Consider the following 19,581-nt stretch of genomic DNA (forward strand, 5'->3'; position numbering starts at 1 on the left):
GCAACCAGCGCGTCTGCGCCCAACTGGCACGGAGACTGCCGATATGCCTACGACCATCCCCTCGCTGCCCGACTCTGCCTATGATCTCGATTTCGAAGGGCCGAGTGCACAGGACCAGTTCATCGTCGAGTTGATCAACAGGGCGCGGGCGGACCCTAACGCGGAGTCGGATCGGCTGGACAAGGCGCTTGCTTCGGGTGTGAGCAGCGGTCCGAAGCAGGCGCTGGCGGTGGTGGGGGCGCTGGACATCGCCGCCGAGGGCCATTCACGCGACATGCACGAGATGGATTTCTTCGACCACACCAATCCGTTTACCGGCACGTCGCCGTGGCAGCGGATGGAGGATGCGGGCTACGGGCCGCAGGGAAGTTTTGCCGGCGGCGAGAACATCGCCTGGATCAGCGGCTACGAGTCGCCGAACTCTGCGGGCAGTGCCGAACGACTGCACAACAACCTGTTCCGCTCCGACGGGCATCAGCGCAATATCCTCAACGGCGGTTTCTCGGAAATCGGTGTCGGCTACGAGGTGGGTGCGGACAATTCGCAGAACGTGACGCAGAATTTCGGCGACCGGGGCGGCTATGCCTATGTGACTGGCGTGGTGATCGACGATGCCGACGGCGACGAGTTCTACGATATCGGCGAAGGGCAGGGAGAGGTCCGTGTCACGGCGTGGAATGCCGCCGGTACGTTTGCGACTTCCACCTGGGACGCGGGCGGCTATTCGCTGCGGCTGCCGCCGGGCACCTATTCGCTGGGTTTTGAAGGTGGTGACCTGAACGGGCAGTACGTGACGACCGTGACCATCGGATCGGACAACGTGAAAATCGATGTCGTCGAGGACCGGGACGCGGTGTCGGTGGCGTTTCTGGACCTGACAACGGGCGCGGACGTGTTCGATGGCACCGATGGTGTCGATCTGGTCAACGGACTGGGTGGCAACGACACGCTGCGCGGGCTGGCGGGGGACGATACGCTGAAGGGCGGCTGGGGCAATGACCTGCTGCTTGGCGGCGCCGGCAATGACAGGCTATTCGGCTCCAACGGCAATGACCGGATGTTTGGCGAGGGCGGCGCGGATGTCGCCCGGGGCGGTGCGGGCGACGACCGGCTGGGCGGCGGCGACGGCCGTGACAAGCTGTGGGGCGGTAGCGGCAATGACAGTATCGACGGAGGCGGCGACCGCGACTCGCTGAACGGCCACGCGGGTGACGATGTGCTGGATGGCGGCGCGGGCGGTGATTGGCTGAACGGCGGCAACGGTGCGGACATCCTGATCGGCGGCGCTGGGGGCGACAGGCTGCGCGGCGGTGCCGGACGGGACGTCTACGTCGATGGTGCGGGCAGTGATGTGATTTATGACGAGGATGCCGGACGGGACGACTATTTCGTCATGGCTGACGGCGCGCGCGACTGGGTAAACGGCTTCGGCGATGCCGATGTGCTGTATTTCGAACAGCCGGGCGGGGTGACTGGCCGAAGCGTGAGCGCGGGACTGGCGCTCTATATCGGTGGCGTGCACGAGATGACGCTTGCAGGGGTGACGGACAGCCTTGCGGACCTGCGGGCCGACGGGCGCGTGCTGGACGATTCGGCGCTGCCGGACGGTGTGCTGGACCTGTTGTGAGGCGTCACGCGGGGGGCATGGTGCGAGTGGAGCGCTGATTGCCCCATCTGCATTACCGGGAGGGAGTTCAGGGCCGCAGGCCGGATGTGGATCTGGCCCTGAACACGCCGGACGCGAGGAGAACACCTGCGACCACGATGGCGATGCCGGTGGCTTTCAGCAGGCCGATCGGTTCACCCAGAAACAGCCAGCCGCCGAGGGCGGCGAGGACCGGGACGAGAGCCGCGAAGGCGGCGCTGCGCGACGGGCCGAGGTGGTGGACGGCGTAGAAAAAGGTGAAGTTGGCAACGAAGCCCGACAGCACGCCCTGAAACAGGATCTGGATAGCCAGCGGCCCGGCGCCCACACCCGCGAAGCTGATGCCGGTGAACAGGCCGACGGCGAGAAAGGCCAGTGCCGACCAGAAGCTGAGGATCGCGGCGCCGTCCTCTGCCCGCAGCCCGGAGAGGCGGAAGACGAGGGTGTAGACTGCCCACGAGATCGAGGCGAGCGTGAACAACAGGTGGCCGGACCAGACATCGCCGCTGCGCGACAGGGCCGAAAATCCGCCGACAGCCACCGCACCGAAGACGATGAGGGCGAAGCCGGCGAGGCGCAGGCGCGTGAAACGCTCGCCCAGAAACAGGGCGGAAAGTACGGCGACGTAGACGGGCAGCATCGACGGGGTGAAGACACCGCTGTCGGCGACCGGAGCGCGCTGGAGACCGAGCCCGAGAAAGATGACGAAGAGGAAACCGCCGCAGAGTGGAATCAGCGTCAGTTCCCGCCAGCCCGCGCCGGGCGGGCGCAGGCCGCGACGGAGAATCAGGGGCAGGAAGAACAGGGCGCCGACGCCGGAGCGGATCAACCCGACCTCAACCGGGCCGAGTTGCGATGTCATTGCCGCGCGGGTGACGACGAGGAAGGACGCCCATATCGTTACCGTGACGGCGATGGCGAGCCAGGCGAGGGCGGGAGGTCTGGTCATGGAGGGCTGCCTTTTCGTCTGGCCGGAGACTAGGGGCACAGACTGGCGCAGGCAATCACCGGCATGGGCCGGTCATGCACTGGCCGGCGCGGTGGTGAGCAGGGTGCGGGCCATGGTCTGCATCGTTTCGGCATAGCGTTCCTGGCTCCAGCCGCAATCCTGGCGGAAATGTTCCCATGTGCGGATGGACAGCATCGTCCAGAGGATGTCGGTGGCCTCGCGGATGCTGTGGTCGGGCGCAAGGGTGTCATCCTCGGCGAGAGCGCGGATCGCGGCTTCGCAGCCTTCGCGGAAAGCCTGCATTCGGCCTGCCCACGCGGTGGCGGCCTCGGCGTCCGTGTCCTTCATGGCCATGAGCGCGCGGGCGACGCCGTAGACCTCGGGAATGTAGGCGGCCCAGCAGTCGATATAGGCGGCAAGACGGTCCAACCCGCTTTCGGAACCGCGGCTGTCGGCAAGACGGTCGTCGATATTCTTGATCTCGTCGAGGTGGCGGGTGGCCGCGATCAGGAGGTCGGCGCGGTTGGGATAGTGCAGGTAGAGTGCCTGCCGGCTGATGCCGGCGGCGCGGGCGATATCGGCCATGCGCACCGGCCCACCCTGCTCCAGCAGGGTCAGGGCGGCGTTCAGGATTTTGGCGGGGGTCCCGGATATTTCACTTGACATGATGTCAATGTGGCAGGTACTTGACGCGGTGTCAATTGACACGGTGTCAAGTTGAGTCGACGGATTGGAGGGCGACATGAAACGCAGGATTTTCATCTGGGATGCGAACCCGAAGCCGGGATCCCTGAACGCGGCATTGGCCGACGCCTACGCGGCAGGAGCGGAGCGTGAAGGCGCCGAAGTGCGGCAGATGGCGCTGGCGGACATGCGGTTCGACGCGGACTACGAAGGGTTCGGCAGGCCGCAGCCGATGCTGGAGCCGGACCTGGTGACGTGGCAGGCGATGATTACCTGGGCCGACCATGTTGTGATCGTTCATCCATACTGGTGGGGGGCGATGCCCGCGCGCGCCAAGGCGGTGCTGGATCGGGCGCTGAGTTCGGGTTTCGGTTACAAGTATCATGGCCGTGGCATGGGGTGGGACAAGCTGCTGTCGGGACGGACCGGGGATGGGATCATAACCTCGGACACGCCGCCGTGGATCGACACGCTGATCTATCGCGCCCCGGCACGGCGGGTGTTGAGAAACCAGGTTCTGGGCTTCTGCGGGATCAGGACGCGGCGGGTTGTGCAGTTCGGCTCCGTCAAGCTGTCGGACGCGCCGACACGGGCGAAATGGCTGGCGAAGGCGGAACGCATGGGCGCGGCGGCGGCACAGGGGCCGGTGGCTGAGCGTGGCGAAGAGATGCGGAGGGCTGCGTGATGGGCGGATTGGAAGTGAGCGTGCTGGCCGGGGCGCTGGCGCTGGGTCTGGTGGCCGGAGTATTCCTGACCTTCTCTGATTTCGTGATGACGGCGTTGCAGCGGACGGAGGGCGATGGCGGTTGGCAGGCGATGCAGGCAATCAACCGGCAGGTCTATCGCTCCGTCTTCATGGTGCTGCTGCTGGGGCTGGTTCCGGCAGGTTTTGCCGTGGCGCTGCTGGCGGGCGGAACCGGCGGCGCGCCATGGTTTCTTGGCGGAGCGATCATCTATGCCATCGGAACGATGGGCGTGACGATGTTCGGCAATGTGCCGATGAACAAGCGGCTGGATGGGCTGACGGGGACGGAGGCGGCTGCGTACTGGCGCGTCTACGTTGTTCGCTGGACGCGATTGAACCATGTGCGAACGCTGGCATCGGCGTTTGCGGCGCTGGCGTTCATCATCGGTTGGCGCATGATATGAAGATGGCGGCGGGCTTCCCCCGGTGCGGCAGGCCGCAACCGGGCGGAGATGCCTGCCGTCAGCGACCCGAGCGCATCACGTTGCCATGCCAGTCCCCGATCTGTGCCGGGGTGGCGCCGAGCCCTGCGCCCTGCACATCAGGTGCGCGCTGAATGGTGGCGATGCCGTAGCCGAGAAGAAAGACGAGAAGGAGGACCAGCGCCCGCCGCACCTGATGGATTTGCGGGGCCGGGGCTGCTTCGCGAAAGTGAAGTTCCGGTGTCATGTCTGTGTGTCCCTTTATCTTGGTGAGCCTGATATAGGGACCGGAGTGACATAATGAAAATGAATGATTGATGGTTAATGCATCACGAAACGTGATGCATTCAGGCTGAACAGCTCGCCCCGCCGAGAACGCAGAACTTGGCGCAATGGGGGTGGTTGAGTTTCACGGGGCGTTCCGCCTCTGCCAGCGTTGACCCGAGTTCGAACTCCGGGCTGTAGGGAAGAAGAGTGCAGGCGAGGACGGCGGGGCCGGCGGCACCCTTGCGCCGGATGACCATGCGGGACGACGCACACATCACCTCCTCCGGTTGCTTGCCGAGGATGCCCCAACAGGCGGTGGTGATTTCCGGCACATCGACGGTTTCATCCATTTCGGGAAACAGCACGGTTTCGCCGGGGTTCATTGCATCTATGCGGAAGTTCTCGCGAGCAAACAGGTTGGCATAGCCGCGGCGGCTGGTGGCATCGTCGTCGCCCCAGACGGTGCGGCCGGCGACAGCCATGCGAAAGCCGTTGTCGCGCAGCCAGCGCATCCCAGTCAGGGTTTTTTCGTAGGATCCCTTGCCGCGCTCCGTATCGTGGTGCTTCGGGGTGTGGTGATCGAGCGACACGCGCAGTGTCAGCTTGTCACCAAAGGCGAGACGGAGGAGAAGCAGACCTTCCCGCACCGTCTTGCGCATCATCGGGCGCATGGCGTTGGTGAGGATGAGGACATCGTAGCCGCGCAGGAGGGCGGCCTCGGCCATGGCGATCATCTCCGGATTCATGAAGGGTTCGCCGCCGGTGAAGCCGATTTCCGTAACCGGCCAGCCGCGATCCTCGATCTGGTCGAGATAGTCCTCGACGTCGGCACGGGTCAGGTAGACAAGGGCGTCGTTGGTGGGGCTGCTCTCTATATAGCAGTTGGCGCATTCGATGTTGCAGAGCGTGCCGGTGTTGAACCACAGCGTCTTCGGATCGGACAACGAGACGGAAGCCCGCTCCTCCCCCTTGGCGGTGATGTCGGGATGCTGAAACTTGCCGCCCGGTTGCAGTGGAGCCTGATCTGTCATCGTTCACCCGTTTTGACGCAGATTGAACAATGACTCAAACGGACGAAGGGTCAAGCGGTGCGGGCAAACAGTTGCGTGAGCGTTCAGGAGCGCAATTTGAAGAGGGAGGTGAGCGCACGCCGGCGCTTGGCTGGCCGGTGTGATGGTTCGGGCTTGAAGGCTGGTGCGGAGATCGGAGGGGAGGCCAGATAGTCCTCCGCCCGCAGCCAGTCGGCGACGCGGTCGCCGATCATCGCCTGTTTGCCTGCAGGACTGAGGTGACCGTTGCCGGGTTTGGTGTGCAAAGAGGTGTCGCCCTGGGTCTGGCGACCGGCGGTGATCTCGTCCGAGAACAGGCGCACGAGGTCGATATAGGGCACGCCCATTGCGCGGGCCGCTTCAGCCTGGGCTGTGCGCAGGCCGCGCATGCGTTTGCGCTGCTCAAGAAAGCCATGCTCCATGAAGTCGCCCGTTTCCCGCTCCGTCGCGGAAAAGTTGCGGTAGTGGGCGCCGAGGACGAAAATATGCTCCACGTTCTGCGACTTGAGCAGGCGGACGATCTTGGCGATGTTTTCGGCGCGGGCGATTTCAATTCGCGTGCCGCCGACGGGCCGGAAGGGCAGCGGTTGGCGCAGGGTGACGAAACCCTTCTTCATTTCGGCGATTTCGACAATGTGCTTGCGAATCCGGATGATGCCGCCGACCCGCAGGCGGGTGTGGCCCTGAATCTGGAAGCTCTGCTCGGTGTTAAGCGATGACGCGATCACCTCTGGCTCTACGTAATGATCATTGTTGCCGGTGTAGAGGAACGCAAATCGGTCGCTGAGCGGGATGGCCTTGCGTACTGCAGCAAGGGTTTCGTGACTGGTGTGGCCGCCTTTTGCGAAATTGCGGTGTTCCTGGCTAAACAGAGCGGCAACGTGCGGAGCCCAGGACTCATTCTTGTCGTTGGAAGTGTGACTGTCGCCGAAAAAAAGCATGATCGAAATCCCGAAAGACAAGGGGCGGCCGCTTCGAGAGTGTAGCAAAGGCACGGGACGCCTCAAGTGACCGGGTGTGTGGCGTCGGCCACGATTACGGCCATCTTGTACGCGAGGAAACCGGTCCGGCGTTGTCCCTCTCTGGACAGTGCCCATGGCTCTGCGCTACATCCTGTGAACTTTTCGGAAACGCAAGATGCCCAACCCGCTGAAGATAACCCGAGAGATTTCCTATGCGAATTCCGCCCAGACACGGGCGGGACGGGGCTTTATCCGGTCTGTCGAGAACCTGACAGGCCGCATCAAGCTGATCCGGATGGCCAAGGGCTACGACGACGAGGTGCGGGCCGGGCGTGATTTCTGGGAAGTGATGGTGGAACGCTATGCTCTCGGGCTGGACGTGCTGGCCGGGAGCCTGGCCAATATCCCGCGCGAAGGGCCGCTGGTGGTGATTTCCAACCACCCTTACGGCATTCTGGACGGGCTGATGCTGGGCTACATCCTCAGCCAGACGCGGGGCGATTTCCGTATTCTTGCGCATCAGGTGTTCCGCAAGGCCGAGGATCTGAACCGGATCATCCTGCCGATCTCCTTCGAGGAGACGAAGGAGGCGCAGCGGGTAAATATCGAGACGCGGAAGATCGCGCTGGACTATCTGGCTGACGGTGGCTGCATGGGTATTTTTCCCGGCGGCACAGTCTCGACCGCGCTGAAACCGTTCGGGCGGCCGATGGACCCGGGCTGGCGGCGGTTCACGGCGCGGCTGATCGCCAAGAGCGGTGCGACGGTGGTGCCTGTGTTCTTCGAGGGCCACAATTCGCGGCTGTTCCAGGTGGCGAGCCACGTGCATTACACGCTGCGGATGGCGCTTTTGATCAACGAGTTCAAGCTTCGGGTGGGCGAGAAGGTTCCGGTGGTTGTAGGCGAGCCGCTGCCGATGGAAAACATTCGGAGATATGCCGGGGATGCCAAGGGGTTGATGGATTATCTTCGCGCGGAAACCTATGCGCTTTCGCCCAAGCGGATCGACGACCTGACCTACGGGTTCGAATTCGAAGAGGGGCGTTGATGCCCATCGGCGTCTTCGACAGCGGCTTCGGCGGGCTGACTGTTCTGGGGGCGCTGCGCCAGAAATTTCCGGAGCAGGACTTCCTGTATCTCGGTGATACCGCCCACGCGCCCTATGGCGAACGGTCGGAGCAGGAGGTGCTGGACCTGACAATGGCGGGCTGCCGCTACCTGTTCGGGCGCGGCTGCGGGCTGATCGTGCTGGCCTGCAACACGGCTTCTGCGATCGCACTGCGCCCGATGCAGGAGTATTTCGTGCCGGCGGACCGGCGGGTGCTGGGTGTGCTGGTGCCGATGATCGAGGAGATCGCGGCGCGGCCCTGGCACGGGGCGGAGCAGGTGGCGCGCCCGGTCGAGGACGTGCTGTTCTTCGCCACGCCGGGCACCGTGAGAAGTGGAGCCTTTGCTCGGGAACTGGCGCTGCGGGCGACAGGGCCGAAAGTGCACTCCGTGGCCTGCGGGGGGCTTGTCGAGGCACTGGAACAGGGGCGGAGCGAGGATGCGGGGCGGTTGGTGCGGGGCTATGTGGCGGAAGCGCTGGCTATGGCACCGGCACCTGATGTGGCGGTACTGGGCTGCACGCATTACCCGCTGATGGAAGCGGCTTTCCGCAGCGCACTGCCAGATGATGTGCGCGTGTTGTCGCAGGGCACGCTGGTGGCGCGGGCGCTGGAGCGCTACCTGCGACGGTTTCCGCAGTTCGCGGGCGGGGGCGGCGGGCTGGAACTGGTGACAAGCGGCGACGCGGCGACGGTGTGTGCCGGTGCGGAGCGGCTGTTCGGGGTGACGCTGCCGTTCAAGGCGATGTGATTGCGTTGCCCCGGTTTCTGCCTTAGATGACAGGCGGAAACCGGAGGATATTCAGATGACCAAGCGGATCGCGATACTGGGGGCCAGCGGCTACACGGGCGCCGAGCTTGTGCGCCTGATCGCGACGCATCCTTCGATGGAAATCGCGGCGCTGGCGGGCGACCGGAAAGCCGGCGAGGCGCTGGGCACGGTGTTTCCGCATTTGCGGCATCTGGACCTGCCGGTGTTGCAGAAATTCGAGGAAATCGACTTCGGGAACATCGACCTTGCTTTCGGGGCGCTGCCGCATGGCACCAGCCAGGAGATCATTTCCGCGCTGCCGGGACATGTGAAGGCCGTGGACCTGTCCGCCGGATTCCGGCTGCGCGATCCGGCTGTCTATGAGCAGTGGTACGGGGCGCCGCACGCGGCCATGGCGTTGCAGGACGAGGCGGTCTACGGGCTGACAGAGTGGTATCGCGACGAGATCCGGGAGGCGCGGATCGTTGCCGGAACGGGTTGCAACGCGGCGACGGGGAATCTGGCGGTGCTGCCGTTGCTGAAAGACGGCGTCATCGACGCGGACGAGATCATCATTTCGCTGGCGACGGGTGTTTCCGGGGCGGGCCGTTCCCCAAAGGAGGGGATGCTGCATGCAGAGGTTTCCGAAGGATTTCATGCCTATGCACTGACGGGGCACCGGCACATGGCGGAGTTCGAGCAGGAGTTCAGCAAGGTGGCGGGCAAGCCCGTTACCTGTACTTTCGTGCCGCATCTGTTGCCGCAGAACCGGGGCATCCTCGCCACGATCTACGTCAAGGGCGAGGCGGAGGCCATTCATGCGGCTCTGGAGAAGGCGTACGCGGATGAGCCCTTCATGGTAGTGCTGCCGCTGGGCGAGGCGCCTTCCACCCGGCATGTGCGCGGCTCGAACTTCTGCCATCTGGGTGTGGTCAAGGATCGGCGTGAGGGCCGGGCGATCGTGTTCTCGGCGCTCGACAACCTCAACAAGGGGTCTTCGGGGCAGGCGATCCAGAATGCCAATCTGATGTTGGGGCTGGAGGAGACGGAAGGGCTGATGCTGGCCCCGATGTTCCCGTAAACGTAGCATGGCCGGGTTGAGGAAAAAGCAGCGAATTCATCTGGTTATCATTGCCGGTTGCCTGCTGGCCGTGGCGTCTGCGTTGGTGATCTACGCAGCCCGCGATGCTTTCGAGTTCTTCCGCTCTCCGTCCGATATCGCCGCGGACCCGCCGCGCGAGAATGAGCGGTTCCGGCTGGGCGGGCTGGTGAAGGAGGGATCGTGGGAGCCGGGCGACGAGCATCGCTTCGTCATCACCGATCTGGACGCGGACTTTCCGGTGGTTTTCCGGGGCATTGTGCCGGACCTGTTCCGCGAGGGGCAGGGAACGATTGTAACTGGCGTGATCGAGGACGGTGTGTTCGTGGCCACCGATGTGCTGGCCAAGCATGACGAGGAATACATGCCCAAGGAAGTGGCGGATGCACTGAAGGAACGGGGCGTGTTCAAGCCGGACGCTGCCGAGTAGCATGAAAGCCGGGTTCGGTGCTGCTGCCCGGTTGTGGTGGCGCACGCTCCATTAAGATAAATTTACTCACGTTTTGGCATTCTGCCCGCTGATTTCAGGCAGCAGTGGAGCAGCACGATGCAGAGCGTGGAAGCAATCGCGCGGGAAATCGTCTCCCGTGAAGGCGGCTATGTGAACGATCCCGACGATCCGGGCGGGGCGACGAAATACGGCGTGACGATTCATACGATGCGCCGGTTGGGGCTGGATCTCGATGGTGATGGCGATATCGACAGCGCCGATGTGCGCCGCCTGCCGCTGGAGCGGGCGGTGGAGATATTCGTGAAGCATTATTTCGAACGGCCGGGCATCGGGCTGTTGCCGGGACTGATGCAGCCGACGGTGTTCGACATGTATGTGAACGCTGGCAACAACGCGGTGAAGATCCTGCAGCGGGTGCTGGCGGAATTTGGCGAGGCGGTGGCGGTTGACGGGGCGCTGGGGCCGAAAACCGCTGGGGCCGCGAAACGGGCCTATCAAAAGGCCGGGGCCTATCTGGTGGACGCCTACGGGATTGCGCGGCGGGACTATTACTACGAACTGGCCGACAGGCGGCCGGCGAGCCGCAAGTACGCGCGGCGGCGCGATGGCGGCAAGGGCGGCTGGATCACCCGCGCCGAAGAGTTCATCACCGAGCGTTTCCGGCTGAGCGATGCGCAGCACCGCGCGAGGGTGGCGGCATGGGGTTGATGAACTGGCTGGGGATCGGCCGCACGGTGGCCAATGTCGCCGAGGTATTCGTGGAGAACCGGACGGCGCGGGCGGCGCATGAACATGTGGAGCACGTGGCCAGCCTGAATGCCCTATCGGCGGAGTTTGCACGGCCGCGTGGCGGCTGGTTCGACCAGTTGATCGACGGGCTGAACCGGCTGCCGCGACCCTTGCTGGCGGGCGGAACGATGGGGCTGTTCATTTATGCGATGAAGGACCCGGTGTCGTTCGGGGCGCGTATGCAGGGGCTGGCGTTGATGCCGGAGCCGATGTGGTGGCTGCTGGGTGCGATCGTCTCGTTCTATTTCGGGGCGCGGGAGTTGCATCACTTTCGCGGGCGGAAGGCGGCGGAACCGGAGCAGGTTGCCGAGGTGATGCGCCGGGTGCGCGAGGTCGAGGCGCTGAGCGAGGCAGGTGCCCCGGAGGAAAGCAGCGGCAACGCTGCTGTGGCAGCATGGCGGGTCGAGCAGGGGTGAGGTGACTGTGCAAGTATCGACGGCGGGGCGGGCCGGAGGGAGATCGGCCCACCCCGCATTGGTGGGGACACGGCGCAGGCAGGGGGTGGAAGCCCGCACCGCGCCCCACATCCCGGCCCGTCAGAGACCGAGGGGCACGGGAGGCACGGCGCGGGCCGCTTCGGCGGAAGCCGGCTGCGCGAACCCCCTGTAGATCGTCTCGCCGCCGGAACAGGCGGCGAGAGAGGCGAGCAGGGCGAGGGCGACAAGTCTGTGCATTGGGTATCTCCTTGATGTCGGGAAGGAGACGCGCCGGGGTGGCGGATTATTCGCCGGAAAATTAAATTTCTCTCCAGACTCTTGTGATCCGGGGGGGCTTGCGCGCGGATGCGCTGGTCAGCGGCCCTCGTATTTTGCCGGACGCTTTTCGAGGAAGGCCAGCACACCTTCCTTGAAGTCGCGTGTCTTGCCGGCCTCTCCCTGCAGCTTCGCCTCCAGCCCGAGCTGCGTTTCGAGATCATTCTCGAAGCTTTGGCGGAGCGCCTGCTTGATCATGCCGTAGGTGGCTGTCGGCCCCTGGGCGAGATGGCGGGCGCGGGCGTCGACGGTCGCGGTGAAGGCGTCGTCGGGAACCGCCTCCCAGATCATGCCCCAGTTCTCGGCCTTCTGCGCGGTTATGCTTTCGGCGAACAGCGCCGCGCCCATTGCCTTGGCCATGCCCATCTGCCGGGGAAGCCAGTAGGTGCCGCCGGCATCCGGGACGAGGCCGATGCGGGCGAAGGCCTGGATGAAGACGGCGCTGTCGGCGGCAATGACGACGTCAGCGGCGAGGGCGAGGTTGGCGCCGGCACCGGCGGCGGCGCCGTTGACGGCGGAAATCGTCGGGATGGGGCAATCGTAGATCGCCTTCAGCAGCGGTTCGTATTCCTCGCGCAGGGTCCTTTCCATGTCGAGCCCCGTGGTGACGCTGGCGTCGCCGAGATCCTGGCCCGAACAGAAGGCGCGGCCCGCACCGGTAAGAACGATGGCGCGGGCTTCCTCCGGTGCGTGGCGGAGGGCGTGCAGCAGGTCGAGGCGCATCTGGCCATTGAGGCCGTTCATCACGTCTGGCCGGTTGAGGGTGATACGGGCGATATCGTCCGACAGTTCGTAGAGAATGGTTTCGTATTGCATGTGCGGACTCTCCCTTTTGGCGGGAGGGTAGCTGCGGATGGGTTCGGGCAAAAGATAAAACGTGGCGTCAGTTGCAATGCGCAAGCTCCGGGTCGTGCCGCCGGGCCGAGGTGGGATAGCGAAAGGGTATCGACACTTCAGGGAGGTACGGGATGCGACTGGCGGACAAGGTGATCATCGTGACGGGAGCAAGCAGCGGCATTGGTGCGGCGGCGGCGAGATTGTTCGCTGCCGAGGGCGCCGCAGTGGTGCTGGGGGCACGACGGGCGGAGCGGCTGGAGGCGCTGTCCACGGAAATAGTGGCCGATGGCGGGCGGGCCGTATGGGTGGCGGGCGACGTGCGCGAGGCGGATGTGGCCGTGGCGCTGGTGGCACGGGCGGAGGCTGCGTTCGGCGGGCTGGACGGTGCTTTCAACAATGCCGGAACTGTGGGCGAGATGGCACCGGTAGCGGACATTACGCCCGGGACGTGGCGCGAGGTTCAGGATACCAATCTGACGGCGGCGTTCCTGAACGCACGGGCGCAACTGCCGGCCCTGCAGGCGCGGGGCGGCGGCGCGCTGGTGTTCACATCGTCCTTTGTCGGCATGACCGTGGGCCTGCCGGGAATGGGGGCATATGCGGCGGCAAAGGCCGGGCTGATGGGGCTGGCGCAGGTGATCGCGGCGGAATACGGGGCCGAGGGTATCCGCGCCAATTGCCTGATGCCGGGGGGTACGCGGACGGAGATGGCCGGGGACGACCCGGAGTTCCATCGTTTCGTCGAGGGGCTGCACGCGCTGAAGCGGATGGCCGCACCGGAGGAGATCGCGGAGGTGGCGTTGTTCCTCCTGTCGGATGCCGCTTCGTTCGTGACCGGCGGTGGGCTTTTTGCCGATGGCGGCAATTCGATCTGCAAGACCTAGGTGGTCATGGTTTCTTCATGTGGCTGAGAGGGTAATGTCACGAACGGGCCGCAGATGTCTGGCGACAATCACAGCCCCGGGGGACCCCAGCCATGACCAGATTCCTGAAACCTACCCGCCGCACGATGCTGGCCGGCAGCGCCGCCTTTGCGGGCGGCCTTGCCATGCCCGCGATCTCGCGAGCGGCTCAGAGGCCGGTGTTCACGCATGGCGTGCAGTCGGGCGACGTGGATGCGGCATCCGGCATGATCTGGACGCGGGTGGACCGGCCCTCGCGGGTGATGATGGAGGTTTCCACCACCGAAAGCTTCGCCGATGTCCGCCGTCTCGCGCCGCTGAACGCGCTGCCGGAAAGCGATTTCGCAGTGAAGCGACTGGTGGAGGGACTGCCGGCCGATCAGGAGATATTCTATCGGTTCTCCGCAGCTGATCTGACGGACATCAATGTCAGCTCCGAGCCGATCGTCGGCCGGTTTCGCACCGCACCGGCGTCGCGGCGCAATGTTCGCTTCGCGTGGTCCGGTGACACGGCCGGGCAGGGTTGGGGCATCGACGACGAGGGCATGGCAACCTATGCGACGATGGCGCGGCACACGCCCGATTTCTTCCTGCATTCCGGTGACACGATCTATGCCGACGGCCCGATGGAAGACGAGGTGCAAAAGGACGGCGAGACCATCTGGAAGAACGCGGTCCTGATTGATGAGAAGCGCAAGGTGGCCGAGACGCTGGACGAGTATCGCGGCCAGTGGAAGTACAACATGATGGACGAACATGTGCGGGCGCTGAACGCGGAGGTGCCGACCTTCTTTCAGTGGGACGACCACGAGGTGGTCAACAACTGGTCGGACAGCAAGGATTTGAAGGGCGACGACCGTTACAGCGAAAAGTCGGTCCATGTGCTGGCTGCGCGGGCAGGCCGCGCCTTCCACGAGATGACACCGATCCGCTTCCAGCCGCAGGAACCGGGGCAGGTGTATCGCAAGATCGCCTACGGCCCGATGCTGGACGTCTTCTTCCTCGACCTGCGCAGCTATCGCGGTGCCAACAGCGACAACGTGCAGGGTGAACCTTCGGAGGCGACGCGAATCCTCGGGCAGGAGCAGATCGCATGGCTGAAGCGGGAGCTGGCGAACTCGCGTGCGACGTGGAAGGCGATCGCCTGCGACATGCCAATCGGGTTGGTGGTGCGCGACGGCGACACGAAGTTCGAGGCGATTGCCAATGCCGATGACGGCGATGCGAAGGGCCGGGAATTCGAGATCGCCGATTTGCTGCGGTTCATCCGTACCGCGGGTATTACCAACACCGTCTGGTTCACGGCGGATGTGCATTACACGGCGGCGCATCACTACAGCCCGGAGCGGGCGGCGTTTCAGGAGTTCGAGCCGTTCTGGGAGTTCGTTTCCGGCCCGTTGCACGCGGGCACCTTCGGGCCGAACGCGCTGGACATGACGTTCGGGCCGGAAGTGCGCTACGTGAAGGCGCCGAGCGAGGAGCAGGGCGTGAACCTGCCGCCCTCCGCCGGGTTGCAGTTCTTTGGACTGGTCGACATCGACGGCGCGACCGAACAGATGACCGTGCGCCTGATGGACCGGGCGGACGAAGAGTTGTGGAAGGTGACGCTGGATCCCGTGCGGGCGGCGCTCTGACCTGATGCTTGTCCGATGCCGGCGTCTTTCGCGGTTGCGGAGGGTGCCGGCATGCCTGCGTTCGAGACAGGTGTTGCCTTGCATGGCCGCGGCCTGACCGGTTGCCAGTCCTTCTCCTGCCCGCTTGACAGGCCCACAAGCGGCCGGTAGGCACGCGGCTTTCTTCGCAGCCGGGAGGTGTGGACATGGCGGGGCAGGGTCCGGTTCTTGGGGTCGATTTCGGAACGTCCAACTCGGCGGCGGGGCATGTGGTGGAGGGGCGACCGGTGCTGATCGAGATGGCACCCGGGCGCACCACGCTTCCGACGACCTTCTTCTTCGATTTTGAAACGCGCGAGACGCTGATCGGTGATCCGGCCAATGCCGCCCTGCTGGACGGGCTGGAGGGGCGTTTCATGCGGGCGCTGAAACGGGTGCTGGGCACTTCCCTCATGCATGAGCAGCGCCAGATCCTGAAGGAGCGTGTGACGTTCGTCGATATCATCGGCCGGTTCCTGCGCGCAATCCGGGAGCGGGCGGAGGCACAGACGGGGCAGACGTTCACGCGCGTGCTTTCCGGCAGGCCGGTGATCTTTCATGGCCGTGGCGCGGAACGGGAGGAGAAGGCGGAGGCGGATCTGCGGGCGTGCTACATGGCGGCCGGATTCGAGGATGTGGCGTTCATGGCCGAGCCGGAAGCGGCGGCGATTGCCAGTGGCGCGACGGAGCGCGGCGGCGAGGTGGGACTGATCGTCGATATTGGTGGCGGCACCTCTGATTTCTCGCTGTTCAGGGCCGGTGAAAGCGGTGTCGAGATATTGGCAAATCACGGGGTGCGGATCGGCGGCACCGATTTCGACAAATCCATCAGCATCGACCGGGTGATGCCGTTGCTGGGCAAGGGCACCGAGGTGCGCAAGGTGCTGGGTGCCGGTACCTCACCGGTGCCCAACGCAATCTTCAACGATCTGGCGACGTGGGAGAAGATACCGTTCGTCAACACGCCGCAGAACCGGCGGATGGTGGCGGAGATGTTGCGGCTGGCGGAAGCTCCGGAACAGCTTGGGCGGCTGGCGACGGTGCTGGAGGACGACCTTGGCCACGACCTGGCATTCGCGGTGGAGCGGGGCAAGATCGCGGCGAATGCCGGCGACGGTGGGAGTATTGATCTGGGCGTGATCGAGGCCGGTCTGGGCGTGCCGTTGAGCGCTGCCGAGGTGGCCGAAAGCCTGACTGCGCACGCGCAGGCGCTGCGGACAGGGGCGGAGGAAACGGTGCGGCTGGCGGGGGGATGCAGCGTGGACCGGGTGATCTATGTTGGCGGGTCGAGCCTGATGACCATGGTTTCCGACGAGATGAAACGGGTGTTTCCAGAGGCGCGGCACAGCACGTCCGAGGTGTTCACGGCGGTGGCCGACGGATTGGCGCTGGCGGCGGCACAGATGTGAGAAAACTCAGCTCTGCATGATGCCGGGCGTGGTAGAGACGCTGGCATGGAGAGGCTGCATCCAAGCGACAGGCCGGTTTTGCAGGCGGAAGCCCTGATCGCGGTTTTGGCGGCGCACGAGGTGCGCTGGGTTCTGTGCGGCTCTCAGGTGCTGGCGCTGCATGGGGCGAAACTGGTGCCCAACGATCTCGACGTGGTGCCGGAGCTTTCACCGGAAAACCTGGCGCGGGTAGCTGAGTGCCTGCGCAGTCTGAACGCTGTGCGGGCGTATCTGGACGGTTGGGGCGGTGCGACACTGGCGGAATGCGAGGACTGGAGGGTGGGAGCGGCAACGGCGGAGGCGCTGGACTGGCTCTACGTGACGCCGTTGGGGATGCTGGACATCGTGGTTGAGTTTGCGGCTCCTTACGCGGAGTTGATGCAGGGGGCCATTGAACTGGAGGCGGCCGGGGTGCCGTACCGGGCCTGCGATCCGCGTAAGGTATTGCGGGCGCTGGAGCGGCGGGACCGGAGCAAGGATGCGGCGCGGCGTGCGGAATACGCGCGGCTGCGGCGAGAACTGGGGGTGGCATGAACTGCCGTGGGGCCCGCGCAGTGACGGGTTCGGTCGGCGGACGGGATTCGCTCAGCCGTTCAGCAGCTTGTCGAGCTGTGCCTGCTCCTCGGCGCTGAGCGGTTCGGGGCTGTGAGGGGCGCTGCGCGTGCGGATGAAAGCGAGGGCGGCGATGGCTCCGATCAGCAGGAGGATGGGGCCGGTGAGCCACAGGAGCACCGTGGCACCGGTGAAGCGAGGGCGTAAAAGCACGAACTCGCCATAGCGATCCGTGAGGAACGAGAGGATTTCGGCGTCGCTGTCACCCGCTGTCAGCCGCTCGCGGACGAGGATGCGCAGGTCCTTTGCCAGATCGGCGGAACTGTCGTCGATGCTTTCGTTGCGGCAGACAAGGCAGCGGATTTCCTTCGACAGCTCACGGGCGCGGGTTTCCAGCGCGGGATCGTTCAGGACCTCGTCGGGTTCCACCGCGAGGGCCGGAGTGGCGAGCAGCAGCACCATCAGAAAGAGCGCACGGATCATTCGGCGGGCACCGCACTGACGGGCCGCTTGGCGGCGGGTGCGCCGAGCCGGTAGCGGCGATCGGACAGGGAGAGCAGCCCACCGAGAGCCATGATGATGGCCGCGCCCCAGATCCAGTTGGCGAATGGCTTGATGAAGGTGCGGACGGCCCATGCCTCGCCCTGGCGATCACCGATAACGACGTAGACATCGCGGGTGAAACCGGAGTTTAGACCGGCCTCTGTCGTCGGCATGCGCTGGACCGGATAGAAACGCTTCTCCGGCGTCAGGGTGCCGAGATTGCGGCCGTTCTGCCAGAGGGTGAGGGTTGCCTGTTCGGAGACGTAGTTGGGCCCGCGCAGTTGTTCCACCTTTTCCAGCCGGAGTGCATAGGGGCCGATTTCGTAGCGCTGCCCGGGCTCGACAAGCCGAATATCCTCCACCTCCCACGCGGTGATGGCGGCGATGGCGAAAATGATGAGGCCGAAGCCGGTGTGGGACACGGCCTTGCCCCAATCCGCCCGGGGCAGGTTGGCGGCGCGGCGCAGTGCCGTGGCGGGCGATTGGAAAAGGCGGATACGCTCGGCGAAATCGGCCAGTGCACCGAGGACGACCCAGGCGGCCAGCGCCGCGCCGATGGGCGCGAGGAGGCGGCCACCCGTTTGTATCGACCAGACGAGCGCGCCGAGAGCGAGTGAGAGGGCAATGGGGCCGGTGAGATGACGGAGCGAACGCGCGGTATTGGCCCGCTTCCATGGCAGGATTGCGCCGAAGGGCAGGATCATCGCCAGCGCGACCATGAAGGGTGTGAACGCTATGTCGAAGAACGGGGGCCCGACGGAGAGCTTCTGGCCGAAGGCAAGCTCGGCGATCAGGGGCCAGAGCGTGCCGACGAAGACGACGGCCGTTGCGGTGACCAGCAGAAGGTTGTTCATCACCAGCCCCGACTCGCGGCTGACCATCGAGAATACGGCCGTGGTGCGCAGGCTGTGCGCACGAATGGCATAGAGCGTGAGCGCGCCGCCGGTGAAGACGACGAGGATGCCGAGCACGAAGAGGCCGCGCGTCGGATCGGAGGCGAAGGCGTGGACGGAGGTGATGACGCCGGAGCGGACGATGAACGTGCCGATGAGCGAGAACGAGAATGCGAGGATGGCCAGAAGGATCGTCCAGCTTTTCAGGGCCTCGCGCTTCTCGACCACGATGGCGGAATGCAGCAGGGCGGCAGAGATGAGCCACGGCATGAAGGAGGCGTTCTCCACCGGATCCCAGAACCACCAGCCGCCCCAGCCGAGCTCGTAATACGCCCACCAGGAGCCGAGGCCGATGCCGATGGTCAGGAAGAGCCAGGCCGCGAGCGTCCACGGCCGGACCCAGCGGGCCCAGGCGGCATCGACGCGACCCTCGATCAGGGCGGCGACGGCGAAGGAAAAGGCCATCGAGAGGCCGACGTAGCCGAGGTAGAGAAAGGGCGGGTGGAAGGCGAGACCGGGGTCCTGCAGGAGCGGATTGAGATCGTTGCCGTCGAAGGGCGGGTTGGCCAGCCGGGTGAAGGGATTGGAGGTGAACAGCATGAAGGTGAGGAAGGCGACGCCGATCGAGCCTTGCACGGCGAGCACACGGGCGCGCAGGGCCAGCGGCAATTGCTGGCCGGCCCACGCCACGGTGGCGCCGAACAGTGCCAGGATCAGCACCCAGAGCAGCAGCGAGCCCTCGTGGTTTCCCCATGTTCCGGAGATCTTGTAGAGCAGCGGCTTGGCTGAGTGGGAGTTGGCGGCGACGAGTTCGACCGAGAAGTCGGAGATGACGAAGGCGCGAACGAGGGCGGCGAAGGCGAATGCGATCAGCAGAAACTGAAGGTTGGCGGCCGGAATAGCGACGCGCATCCAGTTGGCCCAGCCCTTCTGAGCCCCGACCATGGGCAGGATCGTCTGCACGAGGGCCACGCCGAGGGCAAGGGCGAGGGCAAGATGGCCGAATTCCGCAATCATGGGGTCTTCTCCTTTGCGCGGAGTATAGGGGCCATGCGGGCGAGGGCAATTCACGAAGTGTCGCGG

General features: G+C 65.0%; 22 protein-coding genes. 13 read left to right on the plus strand and 9 right to left on the minus strand.

What is annotated here, in order from left to right; all coding sequences use genetic code 11:
• Window positions 1-43: 43 nt before the first annotated feature.
• The gene (locus tag GO499_RS04350; RefSeq protein WP_161861039.1) at window positions 44-1,627 is read left to right on the plus strand and encodes a CAP domain-containing protein; all 1,584 of its coding nucleotides are present in this window, start codon (window positions 44-46) and stop codon (window positions 1,625-1,627) included.
• A 67-nt stretch (window positions 1,628-1,694) separates the two neighbouring features.
• Here the strand turns inward: GO499_RS04350 and GO499_RS04355 are convergent, their stop codons facing one another.
• Both GO499_RS04355 and GO499_RS04360 read right to left on the minus strand, forming a co-directional pair.
• Window positions 1,695-2,594, minus strand: coding sequence for a DMT family transporter (locus GO499_RS04355; RefSeq protein ID WP_161861040.1), 900 nt, complete (start codon window positions 2,592-2,594; stop codon window positions 1,695-1,697).
• Between the two features lie 72 nt (window positions 2,595-2,666).
• The gene (locus GO499_RS04360; protein WP_161861041.1) at window positions 2,667-3,260 is read right to left on the minus strand and encodes a TetR/AcrR family transcriptional regulator; all 594 of its coding nucleotides are present in this window, start codon (window positions 3,258-3,260) and stop codon (window positions 2,667-2,669) included.
• Window positions 3,261-3,336: 76 nt separating this feature from the next.
• On the opposite strand from GO499_RS04360, the gene GO499_RS04365 reads away from it, so the two are divergent.
• Entirely contained in the window at window positions 3,337-3,963 is a 627-nt protein-coding gene (locus tag GO499_RS04365) for an NAD(P)H-dependent oxidoreductase (protein ID WP_161861042.1), read from the plus strand.
• Window positions 3,963-4,427 (plus strand): anthrone oxygenase family protein, encoded by a 465-nt coding sequence (locus tag GO499_RS04370; protein WP_161861043.1) that lies wholly within the window; start codon window positions 3,963-3,965, stop codon window positions 4,425-4,427. Before GO499_RS04365 ends, GO499_RS04370 begins: the two co-directional genes overlap by 1 nt.
• 58 nt (window positions 4,428-4,485) lie before the next feature.
• On the opposite strand, the gene GO499_RS04375 is transcribed toward GO499_RS04370, so the two are convergent.
• From GO499_RS04375 to GO499_RS04385, 3 genes are all read right to left on the minus strand, one after another.
• Window positions 4,486-4,692 (minus strand): hypothetical protein, encoded by a 207-nt coding sequence (locus GO499_RS04375; protein ID WP_161861044.1) that lies wholly within the window; start codon window positions 4,690-4,692, stop codon window positions 4,486-4,488.
• A gap of 100 nt (window positions 4,693-4,792) precedes the next feature.
• The gene (locus tag GO499_RS04380; RefSeq protein ID WP_161861045.1) at window positions 4,793-5,743 is read right to left on the minus strand and encodes a radical SAM protein; all 951 of its coding nucleotides are present in this window, start codon (window positions 5,741-5,743) and stop codon (window positions 4,793-4,795) included.
• A gap of 83 nt (window positions 5,744-5,826) precedes the next feature.
• Entirely contained in the window at window positions 5,827-6,702 is an 876-nt protein-coding gene (locus GO499_RS04385) for a GDSL-type esterase/lipase family protein (RefSeq protein WP_161861046.1), read from the minus strand.
• Window positions 6,703-6,898: 196 nt separating this feature from the next.
• On the opposite strand from GO499_RS04385, the gene GO499_RS04390 reads away from it, so the two are divergent.
• From GO499_RS04390 to GO499_RS04415, 6 genes are all read left to right on the plus strand, one after another.
• Window positions 6,899-7,771, plus strand: coding sequence for a lysophospholipid acyltransferase family protein (locus GO499_RS04390; protein ID WP_161861047.1), 873 nt, complete (start codon window positions 6,899-6,901; stop codon window positions 7,769-7,771).
• Complete coding sequence (murI, locus tag GO499_RS04395) at window positions 7,771-8,580, plus strand: glutamate racemase (protein WP_161861048.1); 810 nt, start codon at window positions 7,771-7,773, stop codon at window positions 8,578-8,580. Before GO499_RS04390 ends, murI begins: the two co-directional genes overlap by 1 nt.
• 55 nt (window positions 8,581-8,635) lie before the next feature.
• Window positions 8,636-9,661, plus strand: coding sequence for an N-acetyl-gamma-glutamyl-phosphate reductase (gene argC, locus GO499_RS04400; RefSeq protein ID WP_161861049.1), 1,026 nt, complete (start codon window positions 8,636-8,638; stop codon window positions 9,659-9,661).
• A gap of 7 nt (window positions 9,662-9,668) precedes the next feature.
• The gene (gene ccmE, locus GO499_RS04405; RefSeq protein WP_161861050.1) at window positions 9,669-10,109 is read left to right on the plus strand and encodes a cytochrome c maturation protein CcmE; all 441 of its coding nucleotides are present in this window, start codon (window positions 9,669-9,671) and stop codon (window positions 10,107-10,109) included.
• Window positions 10,110-10,226: 117 nt separating this feature from the next.
• The gene (locus tag GO499_RS04410; RefSeq protein WP_161861051.1) at window positions 10,227-10,838 is read left to right on the plus strand and encodes a holin-associated N-acetylmuramidase; all 612 of its coding nucleotides are present in this window, start codon (window positions 10,227-10,229) and stop codon (window positions 10,836-10,838) included.
• Window positions 10,829-11,335 (plus strand): holin family protein, encoded by a 507-nt coding sequence (locus GO499_RS04415; protein WP_161861052.1) that lies wholly within the window; start codon window positions 10,829-10,831, stop codon window positions 11,333-11,335. Before GO499_RS04410 ends, GO499_RS04415 begins: the two co-directional genes overlap by 10 nt.
• 120 nt (window positions 11,336-11,455) lie before the next feature.
• Here GO499_RS04415 and GO499_RS04420 read toward each other — a convergent pair whose 3' ends face one another.
• Together GO499_RS04420 and GO499_RS04425 are read right to left on the minus strand one after the other, a co-directional pair.
• Window positions 11,456-11,593, minus strand: coding sequence for a hypothetical protein (locus tag GO499_RS04420; protein WP_161861053.1), 138 nt, complete (start codon window positions 11,591-11,593; stop codon window positions 11,456-11,458).
• Between the two features lie 117 nt (window positions 11,594-11,710).
• Window positions 11,711-12,487, minus strand: coding sequence for an enoyl-CoA hydratase-related protein (locus GO499_RS04425; protein ID WP_161861054.1), 777 nt, complete (start codon window positions 12,485-12,487; stop codon window positions 11,711-11,713).
• 152 nt (window positions 12,488-12,639) lie between these two features.
• Here GO499_RS04425 and GO499_RS04430 point away from each other — a divergent pair, with 152 nt between their 5' ends.
• From GO499_RS04430 to GO499_RS04445, 4 genes are all read left to right on the plus strand, one after another.
• Window positions 12,640-13,392, plus strand: a complete 753-nt coding sequence (locus GO499_RS04430) for an SDR family oxidoreductase (RefSeq protein WP_161861055.1) — start codon at window positions 12,640-12,642, stop codon at window positions 13,390-13,392.
• Window positions 13,393-13,484: 92 nt separating this feature from the next.
• Complete coding sequence (locus GO499_RS04435; RefSeq protein ID WP_161861056.1) at window positions 13,485-15,044, plus strand: alkaline phosphatase D family protein; 1,560 nt, start codon at window positions 13,485-13,487, stop codon at window positions 15,042-15,044.
• A 185-nt stretch (window positions 15,045-15,229) separates the two neighbouring features.
• On the plus strand, window positions 15,230-16,471 hold the full coding sequence (locus GO499_RS04440) for an Hsp70 family protein (protein WP_161861057.1): 1,242 nt from the start codon (window positions 15,230-15,232) through the stop codon (window positions 16,469-16,471).
• A gap of 45 nt (window positions 16,472-16,516) precedes the next feature.
• Window positions 16,517-17,044, plus strand: coding sequence for a hypothetical protein (locus GO499_RS04445; protein WP_161861058.1), 528 nt, complete (start codon window positions 16,517-16,519; stop codon window positions 17,042-17,044).
• Window positions 17,045-17,095: 51 nt separating this feature from the next.
• On the opposite strand, the gene GO499_RS04450 is transcribed toward GO499_RS04445, so the two are convergent.
• Together GO499_RS04450 and GO499_RS04455 are read right to left on the minus strand one after the other, a co-directional pair.
• The gene (locus GO499_RS04450) at window positions 17,096-17,545 is read right to left on the minus strand and encodes a cytochrome c-type biogenesis protein (RefSeq protein ID WP_161861059.1); all 450 of its coding nucleotides are present in this window, start codon (window positions 17,543-17,545) and stop codon (window positions 17,096-17,098) included.
• The gene (locus GO499_RS04455) at window positions 17,542-19,515 is read right to left on the minus strand and encodes a heme lyase CcmF/NrfE family subunit (RefSeq protein WP_161861060.1); all 1,974 of its coding nucleotides are present in this window, start codon (window positions 19,513-19,515) and stop codon (window positions 17,542-17,544) included. Before GO499_RS04455 ends, GO499_RS04450 begins: the two co-directional genes overlap by 4 nt.
• Window positions 19,516-19,581: the final 66 nt, after the last annotated feature.

This window comes from Algicella marina (genome assembly GCF_009931615.1).
Taxonomy (GTDB): domain Bacteria; phylum Pseudomonadota; class Alphaproteobacteria; order Rhodobacterales; family Rhodobacteraceae; genus Algicella; species Algicella marina.

Bases quoted from the DNA above. Each gene is read 5' to 3' on its own strand.
- GO499_RS04350 (WP_161861039.1), top strand. From the start codon at position 44: ATGCCTACGACCATCCCCTCGCTGCCCGACTCTGCCTATGATCTCGAT.
- GO499_RS04355 (WP_161861040.1), bottom strand. From the start codon at position 2,594: ATGACCAGACCTCCCGCCCTCGCCTGGCTCGCCATCGCCGTCACGGTA.
- GO499_RS04360 (WP_161861041.1), bottom strand. From the start codon at position 3,260: ATGTCAAGTGAAATATCCGGGACCCCCGCCAAAATCCTGAACGCCGCC.
- GO499_RS04365 (WP_161861042.1), top strand. From the start codon at position 3,337: ATGAAACGCAGGATTTTCATCTGGGATGCGAACCCGAAGCCGGGATCC.
- GO499_RS04370 (WP_161861043.1), top strand. From the start codon at position 3,963: ATGGGCGGATTGGAAGTGAGCGTGCTGGCCGGGGCGCTGGCGCTGGGT.
- GO499_RS04375 (WP_161861044.1), bottom strand. From the start codon at position 4,692: ATGACACCGGAACTTCACTTTCGCGAAGCAGCCCCGGCCCCGCAAATC.
- GO499_RS04380 (WP_161861045.1), bottom strand. From the start codon at position 5,743: ATGACAGATCAGGCTCCACTGCAACCGGGCGGCAAGTTTCAGCATCCC.
- GO499_RS04385 (WP_161861046.1), bottom strand. From the start codon at position 6,702: ATGCTTTTTTTCGGCGACAGTCACACTTCCAACGACAAGAATGAGTCC.
- GO499_RS04390 (WP_161861047.1), top strand. From the start codon at position 6,899: ATGCCCAACCCGCTGAAGATAACCCGAGAGATTTCCTATGCGAATTCC.
- murI (WP_161861048.1), top strand. From the start codon at position 7,771: ATGCCCATCGGCGTCTTCGACAGCGGCTTCGGCGGGCTGACTGTTCTG.
- argC (WP_161861049.1), top strand. From the start codon at position 8,636: ATGACCAAGCGGATCGCGATACTGGGGGCCAGCGGCTACACGGGCGCC.
- ccmE (WP_161861050.1), top strand. From the start codon at position 9,669: ATGGCCGGGTTGAGGAAAAAGCAGCGAATTCATCTGGTTATCATTGCC.
- GO499_RS04410 (WP_161861051.1), top strand. From the start codon at position 10,227: ATGCAGAGCGTGGAAGCAATCGCGCGGGAAATCGTCTCCCGTGAAGGC.
- GO499_RS04415 (WP_161861052.1), top strand. From the start codon at position 10,829: ATGGGGTTGATGAACTGGCTGGGGATCGGCCGCACGGTGGCCAATGTC.
- GO499_RS04420 (WP_161861053.1), bottom strand. From the start codon at position 11,593: ATGCACAGACTTGTCGCCCTCGCCCTGCTCGCCTCTCTCGCCGCCTGT.
- GO499_RS04425 (WP_161861054.1), bottom strand. From the start codon at position 12,487: ATGCAATACGAAACCATTCTCTACGAACTGTCGGACGATATCGCCCGT.
- GO499_RS04430 (WP_161861055.1), top strand. From the start codon at position 12,640: ATGCGACTGGCGGACAAGGTGATCATCGTGACGGGAGCAAGCAGCGGC.
- GO499_RS04435 (WP_161861056.1), top strand. From the start codon at position 13,485: ATGACCAGATTCCTGAAACCTACCCGCCGCACGATGCTGGCCGGCAGC.
- GO499_RS04440 (WP_161861057.1), top strand. From the start codon at position 15,230: ATGGCGGGGCAGGGTCCGGTTCTTGGGGTCGATTTCGGAACGTCCAAC.
- GO499_RS04445 (WP_161861058.1), top strand. From the start codon at position 16,517: ATGGAGAGGCTGCATCCAAGCGACAGGCCGGTTTTGCAGGCGGAAGCC.
- GO499_RS04450 (WP_161861059.1), bottom strand. From the start codon at position 17,545: ATGATCCGTGCGCTCTTTCTGATGGTGCTGCTGCTCGCCACTCCGGCC.
- GO499_RS04455 (WP_161861060.1), bottom strand. From the start codon at position 19,515: ATGATTGCGGAATTCGGCCATCTTGCCCTCGCCCTTGCCCTCGGCGTG.